The 12,307-nt window shown below is 39.0% G+C and carries 8 protein-coding genes; 3 read left to right on the top strand and 5 right to left on the bottom strand.

Annotated features, from left to right (window positions below):
• Positions 1–147: 147 nt before the first annotated feature.
• Positions 148–1,767 carry an NAD(P)/FAD-dependent oxidoreductase gene (locus FPK91_RS03505; protein WP_144208070.1) on the top strand — a complete coding sequence of 540 codons (1,620 nt, stop codon included), beginning with the start codon at positions 148–150 and terminating at the stop codon, positions 1,765–1,767.
• A gap of 342 nt (positions 1,768–2,109) precedes the next feature.
• On the opposite strand, the gene adhE is transcribed toward FPK91_RS03505, so the two are convergent.
• The 3 genes from adhE to yfbR all read right to left on the bottom strand — a co-directional run bounded on the left by adhE (position 2,110) and on the right by yfbR (position 7,142).
• Positions 2,110–4,722, bottom strand: a complete 2,613-nt coding sequence (gene adhE / locus FPK91_RS03500; protein WP_144208067.1) for a bifunctional acetaldehyde-CoA/alcohol dehydrogenase — start codon at positions 4,720–4,722, stop codon at positions 2,110–2,112.
• 382 nt (positions 4,723–5,104) lie between these two features.
• Positions 5,105–6,400 carry an anti-phage deoxyguanosine triphosphatase gene (locus FPK91_RS03495; RefSeq protein ID WP_264371788.1) on the bottom strand — a complete coding sequence of 432 codons (1,296 nt, stop codon included), beginning with the start codon at positions 6,398–6,400 and terminating at the stop codon, positions 5,105–5,107.
• A 127-nt stretch (positions 6,401–6,527) separates the two neighbouring features.
• A complete protein-coding gene (gene yfbR / locus FPK91_RS03490; protein WP_144208061.1) occupies positions 6,528–7,142 on the bottom strand; it encodes a 5'-deoxynucleotidase in 615 nt (204 codons plus the stop codon).
• A 231-nt stretch (positions 7,143–7,373) separates the two neighbouring features.
• On the opposite strand from yfbR, the gene FPK91_RS03485 reads away from it, so the two are divergent.
• Positions 7,374–8,285, top strand: a complete 912-nt coding sequence (locus FPK91_RS03485) for a hypothetical protein (protein WP_144208058.1) — start codon at positions 7,374–7,376, stop codon at positions 8,283–8,285.
• Between the two features lie 19 nt (positions 8,286–8,304).
• On the opposite strand, the gene FPK91_RS03480 is transcribed toward FPK91_RS03485, so the two are convergent.
• Positions 8,305–9,153, bottom strand: a complete 849-nt coding sequence (locus FPK91_RS03480; protein WP_227006672.1) for an endonuclease/exonuclease/phosphatase family protein — start codon at positions 9,151–9,153, stop codon at positions 8,305–8,307.
• A gap of 164 nt (positions 9,154–9,317) precedes the next feature.
• On the opposite strand from FPK91_RS03480, the gene cls reads away from it, so the two are divergent.
• The gene (cls, locus tag FPK91_RS03475) at positions 9,318–10,769 is read left to right on the top strand and encodes a cardiolipin synthase (RefSeq protein WP_144208052.1); all 1,452 of its coding nucleotides are present in this window, start codon (positions 9,318–9,320) and stop codon (positions 10,767–10,769) included.
• Between the two features lie 108 nt (positions 10,770–10,877).
• Here the strand turns inward: cls and FPK91_RS03470 are convergent, their stop codons facing one another.
• Positions 10,878–12,092: a pyridoxal phosphate-dependent aminotransferase gene (locus tag FPK91_RS03470; protein ID WP_144208049.1), complete on the bottom strand. Its 1,215-nt coding sequence runs from the start codon at positions 12,090–12,092 to the stop codon at positions 10,878–10,880.
• Between the last annotated feature and the right edge of the window lie 215 nt (positions 12,093–12,307).

Raw genomic sequence — 12,307 nt, 5'->3', positions numbered from 1 at the left:
TTTGACAAGTTCACGTGAACTGTTTTATTTTTTTATTCCACTTAATTGATAAAGAGTTAATGAGATATAACATCAATAGATAATTTCATTTTGAGGTTAAATCACGTAAACTACGCGCTGTTTTTTAAGTCTCTTTTTAGGTAAATCATGATCCGTTTAAACCAAGTAAAATTGCCTCTCGACCATAATGAAGATGCGTTGCAAGAGTTTGTATTGCAAAAGCTCTCTATCACAGCAGAGCAGCTTGTTAAAATACATGTGTTTAAGCGTGGTTACGATGCTAGGAAAAAGAATTTAATCTCCCTAATTTATACTTTGGATGTCACGTTAACCGACGTAGAAGAAACGTCTTTGTTAGCGTCGTTTGTTGATGACCAGAATGTCCGAGTGTCTCCTGACACCGATTATAAATACGTCGCCACTGCACCTGAAGGAATTACTGAACGTCCAGTCGTTATCGGGATGGGGCCATGTGGATTATTCGTGGGACTGATATTAGCGCAAATGGGTTTTAAACCGATTATTTTAGAGCGCGGTAAATCAGTTCACGAACGTGCTAAAGATACTTTCCGTTTTTGGCGAACCAGTGAGCTTAATACCGAATCTAATGTACAATTTGGTGAAGGTGGAGCAGGGACGTTTTCGGATGGTAAGTTATACAGCCAAGTTAAAGACCCTGGCTTTAAAGGCCTAAAAGTAAAACAAGAATTTGTTGCAGCAGGCGCGCCTGCTGAAATTATATATGTAAGCAAGCCGCATATCGGTACTTTTAAATTAGTAACCATGGTTGAGAAAATGCGCAGCGAAATCATTCGATTGGGTGGTGAAGTCCGTTTTGAAACCCGTGTCGATCAAATCAATATTACTGATCGTCAAGTCACTGGTGTCACTCTAAGAAATGGTGACGTGCTGCATTCAAAACATGTCATCGCCGCAATTGGCCACAGTGCCCGTGATACCTTCCAAATGTTACATGATCAAGGCGTCTATATGCAGGCGCAGTCATTTTCGATTGGCTTTCGTATTGAGCATAAGCAAGCCATGATTGATAAAGACCGTTTTGGTGTTAATGCGGGTCATCCAATGCTGGGCGCTGCTGATTACAAATTAGTACATCATTGTAAAAGTGGCCGCAGTGTTTACAGTTTTTGTATGTGCCCTGGTGGCGTTGTTGTTGCGGCAACCTCTGAAGAACACGCAGTCGTGACCAACGGCATGAGCCAATATTCGCGTAGTGAACGAAACGCAAATAGCGCAATTGTAGTAGGGATTGATCCAAGTGATTTTGATAATGACCCAATGCAAGGTGTTGCGTTGCAACGTAAATTAGAGCGCAATGCTTATGTTATGGGCGGCAGTAATTATGATGCACCAGCACAAATGGTCGGCGACTTTTTAGCCGCAGGTGATGGTAAACCGTTTGAAAATGTTGAACCTTCTTATAAACCAAATGTGAAAATGACTGATTTAAGTGCTGCACTTCCAGAATTTGCCATTGATGCAATTCGCGAAGCTATTCCTGCATTTGGTAAGAAAATTCGTGGTTTTGACAGTAAAGATGCCATGTTAACTGGCGTAGAAACGCGTACTTCTTCACCTATTCAGATAAAGCGTGGTGCAGATTACCAAAGTATCAATACGAAAGGTTTATACCCAGCAGGCGAAGGTGCGGGTTATGCTGGCGGGATTTTGTCAGCTGGGATTGACGGTATCAGTATTGCTGAAGCTGTGGCATTAGAGATGATTAAGCAACTTGAGCTTAGTTAGCAATAATTACTGGCAGCAGTTAATTAGTAAAAGTTGATTATTAATAGTTTATTAGTAAAAGTTAATCAGCCTCCAAATCAAAAAAGCAGCTAAAATATAGCTGCTTTTTTTTGATCTTCATTTAAGTGCACAGCCGTTAAAAATAACACAAACTCTGCGGTAAATGATTTATCTAATCTGGGCTTCATATACCTAGACCGCTTTACTTTAGAACTCGTTAACTAGATATAAAAAAACGCTTATCAATTTCAATTAGCTACAGCTGTTATGAAATGAAAAGCGTTTTTAAAATCAGCATTTAGCAGGGTGTTTAACCAAGATTTTAGGGCTCTGGTTTAACGTCTACTTATCTTGATAAGTATTACCGTAAAAACTATCTAACAAGATTTGTTTTAGCTCGCTAATTAATGGGAACCTTGGATTTGCACCTGTACATTGGTCGTCAAAGGCATGTTCAGCTAATTCATCTAATTTAGCTAAGAAATCAGCTTCATTAACACCGGCTTCTTGTATAGAAGCGGGAATACCGACAGCGGTTTTCAACTCATCAATTTTACCAATCAGTAACTCGACTTTTTCTTTGTCAGTTGTTGCTGAGTCAATACCATCAAGTTTTAATGTTTCGGCAATTGTGGCATAACGACACAATGCTTTAGGACGATCATATTGACTGAACGAAGCCTGTTTAGTCGGCATGTCAGTTGCGTTAAAACGAATAACGTTACTGATTAACAATGCATTGGCTAGACCGTGGGCTAAATGGAATTCAGCGCCAAGTTTGTGAGCCATTGAGTGGCAAATACCTAAGAATGCATTAGCAAAAGCAATACCTGCTATTGTGGCGCCGTTATGAACTTTTTCACGGGCAACAGGGGCTTTAGCGCCATGTTCATAAGCATCTGGAAGATACTTACATAATAAATCCAATGCCTGTAAAGCTTGGCCATCACTAAACTCATTGGCCATGACGCTAACATAAGCTTCTAGTGCGTGAGTTATCGCATCAATACCACCAAAAGCCGTTAATGATTTAGGCATATCCATCACAAGGTTAGGATCAACAATTGCCATGTTAGGTGTAAGTTGATAGTCAGCAATTGGATACTTCATACCAGTGACTTCATCTGTCACTACGGCAAATGGCGTGACTTCAGAACCCGTTCCTGAAGTGGTAGGAATAGCTACCATTTGCGCTTTAACACCTAATTTGGGGAACTTATAAATACGTTTACGAATATCCATAAAGCGTAGTGCTAAATCTGCAAAATCAACTTCTGGATGCTCGTATAAAACCCAAATGATTTTAGCTGCATCCATTGGTGAGCCACCACCTAATGCAATAATTACATCAGGTTGGAAACTTTGAGCCACTTTAGCCCCTTGTTTTACTATGGCTAAAGTAGGATCCGCTTCAACGTCATAAAATACTTCAGTTTCAACACCCTGAGCTTTTAATATTTTAATGGTTTCGTCACAGTAACCGTTATTGAATAAAAACTTGTCGGTAACGATTAATGCACGTTTTTTAGTCGATAACTCTTCTAGTGCAATCGGTAAGCTACCGCGGCGGAAATAGATTGAAGATGGAAGTTTATGCCACAACATATTTTCAGCCCTTTTAGCGACAGTTTTCTTATTGATTAAGTGGCTTGGTCCCACGTTTTCTGAAATAGAGTTACCACCCCAAGAACCACAACCTAAAGTTAGTGAAGGTGCTAGTTTGAAGTTATATAAGTCACCAATACCACCTTGAGAAGCTGGAGTGTTGATTAAGATACGGGCGGTTTTCATTCTAAAACCAAATGCTTTTACGCGTTCGACTTGTCCATCTTGGTCGGTGTATAAACCTGATGTATGGCCGATACCACCTAGGGTAACCAAGGCTTCTGCTTGATCCATTGCATCATTAAAATCGATTGCTCGATACATACCTAAAAGCGGTGATAATTTTTCATGGGCAAAGGCTTCTGCTTCATTGATATCAGTTACTTCACCAATCAATACCTTAGTCCAGCTTGGTACATCAATCCCGGCCATTTTGGCAATGGTTGGCGCACTTTGACCAACGATGTCAGCGTTTAAACCACCATTTTTGATAATGACACTTTGCATTGCAGCTGTTTCAGCCACTGACAGAATATAACCACCGTGACTGGCAAAACGTTCTTTTACTTGCTCATAGATGCTATCAACGACAACAACTGCTTGTTCTGAAGCACATACCACGCCGTAATCAAATGTTTTAGACATTAATATTGAGCTAACTGCGCGTTTTATATCCGCAGTCTCATCAATGACAATAGGTGTATTACCTGCGCCTACACCAATTGCCGGCTTACCAGAAGAATATGCCGCTTTGACCATACCTGGGCCACCAGTGGCTAAGATTAAGTTAATGCTGTCATGGGTCATTAATTGATTTGATAGTGCAACTGAAGGCTCATCAATCCAACCAATAATATCTTTCGGTGCACCAGCTGCAATAGCAGCGTCTAAAACAATACGTGCTGCGGTGGTGGTTGATTGTTTCGCCCTTGGATGTGGCGAGAAGATGATACCATTACGGGTTTTTAGACTGATTAATGCTTTGAAAATTGCTGTTGAAGTTGGGTTGGTTGTTGGCACAATACCGCAAATAATCCCGACAGGTTCAGCAATAGTGATAGTACCAAACGTGACATCTTCAGCGATGATGCCACAGGTTTTATCATCTTTATATTTGTTGTAGATATACTCTGATGCAAAATGGTTTTTAATCACTTTATCTTCTAGTAAACCCATTTTAGTTTCAGATGCTGCCATCTTAGCCAAGGCAATACGGGCATCTGTTGCTGCAAGCGCAGCTGCGCGAAATATTTTATCAACCTGCTGTTGATCAAACGTTGAAAATTCTTTTTGAGCCTTGGCGACACGTTCAACTAAATTGTTGAGTTGCTCAGTATTCGTGACTTTCATAATCAGTTCCTTAAAAATTGTTAACTAAATAGTTTTAATTAACAACTCTCGGTAATCTAAATATTGCTACGACTTATCAATTGTACTTATGTTATAAAATTACCTCTTTAGAGGCATTAATGTCGTGATCGACAGCACAATTTGTATAAAACCGTAATTTTATTACAGTAAGGTGTGAGCTAAATGAAGTATGACAGCGATATGTTTAATATTAGTGAAAATAATGCCAAACCAAACAGATAGGTTCTAAAGTATGAGGATTTAAATCATTAGTGAAATGAAGATTATAAGGAGTTGAGAACCGATCTAACCTTTACAGAATTATATTTATAATACTGTGAAGGCTAAATCGATAAACAAACATTAATGCAGTGAGTGGCAGTTAACGTTCAAGATTAATTTCAAAAATGCCAGCTGATTTAGGACCAAACAGTTGTTGGTGCAGTTTACCGGCAAACTCATCTGTCATTCCTGATATGTAGTCAGCAATGACGCGCATCGGATTAAGGTTGTTATCATGGGCATGTTGCCAACGCTCTTGTGTATTAAGCGGTAATAATCGTTGTGGATCTGACTCAAACGCTTCGAATAACTCCATGACGATTTGTTGGCCTTTATACTCCAATATTTGCATCTCAGGTTTACGAATAACGTACTTGAATACAAACTGTTTAAGCACATGTAAAGCAATGGCAAAGTCTGGTTCTAACTGCGCATTAAATCGTAAAAGGGGCTCCTCAAACTTATCGTCTTCATTTATGATGATTGCTGTGACGAAGCCATTAACCAGTGTACCAATGGCATCTTTTCGAAGATGGTGTTGATGAGAGAATAATTTATCTGCAATGGTACTAAATTCATCCTTTAACCATTGGTCATTACTCTGGCTTAGCGGTGTTGCGACATCTAGCTGCCATTGCGCTGGCGTGACAATGCCCATCACGATGGCATCTTCTAAGTCATGGACTGCGTAGGCGATATCATCTGCTAACTCCATGATGGAGCAATCGAACGATTTATATTGAGTACGATGGTGTGGATAGTGCTCAATAGCGCTATTTTTATAACTGATAAAACGATTACGATCTTTCACACTTAAGCCAGAAAGTACCCAATCAAAGATGTCTTTATCATCATTGAATAACCCTTTAACCGATGGCCATTGCGACGGTCTTAATTTACGATGACTGCTGATTTCTGGATGGCCTAAGTCTACGTGAAGATTTGAATATAAAGCAGGGTACTTGAGAATACCTAATAATGTTCTTCTGGTGAGGTTCATTCCCCAGTATTCAGTATAAGGCTCTAATCTAGCGAGTATACGGAAAGTTTGGCCGTTACCTTCAAAACCACCGTGGTTTCTCATCATGTAATTTAGCGCAACTTCGCCGCCGTGGCCAAAAGGTGGGTGACCAATATCATGGGCTAAACAAAGTGATTCAATTAAACTCATTGAATCCAGTAATGGATCAATGTGAGGATATTTACGTTTTAACTGCGCTGCGATACCAGTGCCTATCTGTGACACTTCTAATGAATGGGTTAAACGGGTTCTAAAGAAGTCGTTCATGCCAATTCCGTGAACCTGGGTTTTAGCTTGGAGCCGACGAAAAGCTGCGGAATGCAAGATTCTTGCTCTATCGCGCTGAAATGGACTGCGATGATCGTTACGGCGCATTTTGTCTTCACCCAAACGTCTTTCATGCCATGGGTTTACCCGATCGGTTGTTGTTAGGTTTAAATCACTAGTGTCGGCGTCAGTAACAGAGCTGCTATTTATTTCATTGTCTGACATTTATAATCCTTTACTGCTCATTATTCAGTTCGCTTTCAGTCAACTTATCTAAGGTTGATGTGCAGCTATCTAAAAATATATCGATAAAACACTTAACCTCAGGTAACTCTTGTTCCATTTGGGCTAACTTTTTATCTAGATTATCTTTAACATGATGAAACTCATCATTATTAAAGCGTAGTTCATTCATGGTTTTAACGTAGGCTTGTAATATGTCGGCGGCTTTTACGATGGCTTTGTATTCGGGATCCACTTGTGTTTGTACTAATAGCGGTTCCATTTCTTCACGTAAGTCTTCCGGTAAGGTGGCTAAACACTCCTTTTCAGCTAAGTCCTCGAGCTTTTTAAATGCTTTAGTAAACTCAGGGCTATGATATTTGGTATTCGAATTTATGTCTTGGAGTTTTGTTTCAGATACTTCGTGATACAGCGCAATGGTTGCGGCTTTTTCAGGGTTAAGATTACCACCGAAGCGTTTATTTTTGATGACCACGAGTAAGTGAGCAATAACCGCCACTTGATGGCAGTGTTCAGATACATTTTCTTTTTGAAAGCAATGCATTAACGCCCAACGTTCTAATAACGGCATGCGGGTAATCCATGCCATAAAGGTACTTGGTTTCATCGTTTCCTCCTTGGATTATTAAGGCGGTTTACTTATTTTTATCACAGTTATCATCTATTGATGACCTGATTTTGAGGATAATGGCTAAGTTAGCAAGTCAGTCTCTACTGTAATCAACTACTCAGTAGCACACAACTGTATTTTACATTAACAATTAGTTTTATTTTACGTTAGCATAGGGTTGGATAATCTTGATTATGAAAGAAAAACTTAGATAGAATTGGAAACTTTATGGATGATGCACGCTGTTTACAATTAGAACGTTTAGTCACCAATGAAGAGCTTTATATACTTGAAAATGTAAAGGCACTCGACTTTGTTTGTGATGAATGTGCCATTGAGCTGATCCCATGTTCATTTAAAAAAGCAGTAAATCTTCGTAGACCATATTTTAAAACAAAACCAAAAACTGAGCATGAAGCATATTGCTACGCTAAAGCGACCAGTAAGATAAAAGAGCAGGGTAAAACGGCTCGTATTACAGGTGATGAAGGTTTTCCTCTGGCTTATCCAAACAGATTTAACCTTGCTGCAGTGAAGTCATTAAAAGTTGGTGCAACCTCAGCTGATAATGGAAGTGCTGCTAATGGCGATAATTCTGTTTTAGTCACGTCATCGAATAAACCAAAGAGCAAGAAATCTAATTACGTTACCAGTTCATTTCAAAGTATCGTCGATCAGTTTTTTAATTTCCCCTACGATCGTGATCGAGAATTATTGTTTGAAGGGGTTGAGGGCAAACAATATCGTCAAATCTTTCAAAAGGTGATTAATCCTATCGGTAAGCAAAAGTTTCGTTTCCAAACAGAAACAGAGCAAAACAAGGTGTTTTATAGCACATTAGCTTGGGACAAACCGCAGATTGAAGACGATAAAATCATTATCAAATTATCAGCTGGCTGGTGGCAAAAAGTGGATGATAAAAGTAAAAACTTAAGACCATACTTTATAGAAGCTAATACAAGTGGTTGGACTGCTGTTGTTAAAGAGAACTTTATTAATCGATTATCTCAGATATTAGAACTGGTTAAAGGATCTAATAAAAAGGCATTAATTGCTTTTGTCGGCAAACAAGATCAGCAACAGGACTTTTATCGATTCTATGTCAATGAATCTAAACTCATTTGCTTTAAAGTTATTTAACTATTAACTATCATTCAGACTACAAAGTCTCAAGCATGAATTCTGTTTCAATAGGATTATGATCTGAGGCTGATGTTTCCGTAGAATCCGCTTGGACTAAAGTTAACCCTCGATAAAAAAGATGATCTAAAGGTAGACCAAATACTCGTTTTCTAAAGTCTTTCTTGTATTTGGCCTCTGTTAATTTCATTCCCTGTGTGAGTTGTCTTACGATACTCATTCTACCATCTCGCCAAGTGTTCAGATCTCCTGCTAATATGACGGGGCCATGATGAATAGTGACTTTTTTTAATATCTGTTTTAGCTGTGATTCATAGTGATCAAGACGCCAATCAAAATTAATACCGTGTAAATTAACCACTAAAAGTTGTTGGCCGTTAGATAATGGATAAGTGGCAACTAAAGTAGATTTAGCAAAACGTATTAATGGCTCAGCAGTTTGATAGGCACAAGCTTCGTTAGCTGGCTGTGATGATATATTCATCACGCCCATAGGAATATTCATCAGCCTGAAGCCTTTTGCCATCACTACATGGTGTTGGGTATTGGCTAAATACTCACTAAAACGGCTATTTAATTTGGCTTCTTGCAGTAGTACGAGGTCACTATTATCGGTAATTTGTTGTAATTGTGGTTGCCAGTTTTTTTTCTGCTGTTTATAAATATTCCAAACAGCAATACGGAGACGACCTTGCTGATCAAGCGGCACTATTGCGTTATGTGTTAAACATTGAGACACAAACATAGGTTGAGTTTCGCTCATCATCACCTCAGGCTTACCATTAAATTGTTCTATTAAGATGAGATACAATCCCACAATTAACAGTAGACTGCATAGTAACCAATACTTCAAACGTGTAAATTTCAATACAACCTCGTTTGCTATCATTTCTAGATATCACATCAACATGTTTGCTAACGGTTTTGACCATTACAGGGTACACTGACTATTAAGTAAAACTCTACTAAAAATCATCATTACCTCTTAGGAAAGCAGCATAATCATGGCCAAGCTTTAATGGATCAATTTTAATGGATCAACTGACTCAAATCATTGCTTTTGCAGGTGTCGGACTTTATTGGTTGACGTTAGGTGTAGTCGCAACCCGAATCGTCATTAAAAGAAGAAGTATCGGGGTGTCCTTTTCCTGGCTATTAATTATCTACTTTCTGCCTTTTGTTGGGGTGTTCACCTATTTATTATTTGGTGAATTACATTTAGGTAAAACGCGCTCAAGTCGTTCAAAAGCCATGTATAAGCCCTATGAAGAATGGTTTAGATCGCTATATCAACACAATGCCCACAAACCTGATACCCAAAGCCTTTATGCTGGGCCTATTAGTAACCTGTGTGATAGTCAGCTCAGTATTCCGTCTTTGACTGCCAACGAATTAATACTGAAACATACTCCAGAAGATATTCTGAATTCCATTATCAATGACATTAATGGGGCTAAAACTTCCATTTATTTGGAGTTTTATATTTGGCATCCTGGTGGACTTGCTGATGAAGTGGCTAATGCACTTATATTGGCAAGACATCGTGGTGTCGAGGTTAAAATATTACTGGACGCTGCGGGTAGCAGACTATTTTTTAAATCAAAGTGGCCTTCATTATTACAGCAAACTGGTATTAACGTTGTCGCGGCATTAAAAGTAAGCCCGTTGCGGATGTTTTTTAGGCGTATGGATTTACGCTTACATCGTAAAATAGTGATTATTGACAACGCCATTGGTTATACAGGCTCCATGAACTTAGTTGACCCGAAACACTTTAAACAGTCTGATGATGTTGGTGAATGGATTGACATGATGGTTCGCATCACTGGTCCTGTAGTACCCGTCATAAGTACGGTGAACTCTTGGGACTGGGAGGTCGAAACTAATGAACGATTTTTACCAGATAAACCGCCAATGGCCGAGTCGACGGATACTTCATCGTTAGTGCAGGTGATCCCTTCTGGACCTGGCATGCCTGAAGAAGTGATTCATCAAGTGTTATTACAAAGCTTATATCAGGCTCGAGCTAAAATTGTTATTACCACGCCATATTTTGTACCAAGTGAAAATTTACTCGATGCACTTGTTACCGCCTCTTTAAGAGGGGTAGATGTGAATATTATTATTCCACGTAAAAATGACTCTACTATGGTTAAGTGGGCCAGCAGTACTTTCTTTACCGACTTATTAAAGGCGGGAGTCAAAATTCATCAATTTAATGGCGGCTTGCTGCATACTAAATCTGTGTTGATTGATGATGAGCATTGTTTAATTGGTACGGTGAATATGGACATGCGCAGTTTGTGGCTTAACTTTGAACTGACGTTAGCTGTCGATGATGTGAAGTTTTCAAGTAAGCTAGATAATTTACAGCAAAGTTATATCGCAGATTCAACCCAATTGAGTCTAGAAGAGTGGGAAAAGCGTCCTTGGTATAAACGTGTTATTGAACAGGTGTTCTATCTGTTTAGCCCATTGTTGTAGAGCAAGTGCTGTAAGGTAATAGATGTAAGAGATGTAAAAAATTAAAAGCCGCTACAAATAATGTAGCGGCTTTTAGAATGTTTAAGCGATAGCATGTTGGTAAAATGCTTATTGCGAATAGGTTTCCAAGAAGGTACCAAAGTCAGTTAATGCTTTTGATAAGTCTTCTTTATGAGGTAAGAAAACCACACGTACATGATCCGGTTCAGGCCAGTTAAAGGCCGTCCCTTGCACGAGTAATATCTTTTCTGTTTTTAGCAGATCTAACACCAGTCTCTCATCATCTCGTAAATTAAACTTCTTCATATCTAACTTAGGGAAAGCGTATAAGGCTCCCTTAGGTTTTTTAACACTAACACCAGGTATTGAATTCAATACATCAAAACATACATCTCTTTGGGCTGTTAAACGTCCATTAGGTAGTATTAACTCATTAATACTTTGATAACCGCCTAGAGCAGTCTGAATAGCGTGTTGATTGGGCACATTAGAACAAAGGCGCATTGAAGCCAACATGTCTAAGCCTTCAATGTAGTTCTTAGCGGCTTTTAAGTTGCCACTTAATACCATCCAACCCACACGAAAACCTGCCGCTCGATAGGCTTTTGATAAGCCATTAAAGGTGACGGTTAATATGTCATCAGATAACGACGCTGCATGAACGTGAACGGCATCATCATAAAGGATCTTATCGTATATCTCGTCTGCAAATAAAATAATGTCATGTTGGCGGCATAATTCAACCACTTCTAATAACAGTTCACGGCTGTAGACAGCGCCAGTAGGGTTATTAGGATTGATGATCACAATACCGCGGGTACGTGATGTTATTTTACTTTTGATATCTTCAAGATCAGGGAACCAATCTGATTCTTCATCACAGCGATAATGTACCGCTTTACCACCAGATAAATTAGCTGCGGCTGTCCATAATGGGTAATCAGGTGAGGGTATGAGTACTTCATCATCAGTGTTTAATAAGCCTTGCAGGGCCATACAAATAAGCTCTGAAACACCGTTACCGATATAAACATCTTCGATATCGATACCAAAAACACCATTTGCTTGATAGTGCTGAACGATTGCCTTGCGGGCTGAGAACAAACCTTTTGACTCGCAATAGCCTTGAGCACTGGGCAGATTCAATATGACATCGCGTACTATTTCTTCCGGGGCTTCAAATCCAAATGGGGCAGGGTTACCGATATTTAGCTTTAATATTCTATGGCCTTCGTCTTCAAGACGACGAGCTTCTTTGTGAACAGGTCCACGGATATCATAGCAAACGCTATCGAGTTTATTGGATTTGATAATAGGGCGCATACTTGCCTCAAAATACTAATACGACATAAGTGTGCGAACAATAACGAATTTATTGCTTATATAAAAGGATTAATTGAAGGTTAGGTGCTTTAATTTAGAGGATTGTTCTGTTGTGAAACTGTTAAATAAGTCAGATTGGGGTTATGTTCTGATTTAATATTGTTTGAGTAGTTATTTGTTCTAATTTGACTTAGGTTTCAAGTTAAAATAGCTTA

The sequence above is a fragment of the Shewanella donghaensis genome, assembly GCF_007567505.1.
Lineage (GTDB): Bacteria > Pseudomonadota > Gammaproteobacteria > Enterobacterales > Shewanellaceae > Shewanella > Shewanella donghaensis.
This window is presented reverse-complemented; position numbering and strand designations above follow the sequence as displayed.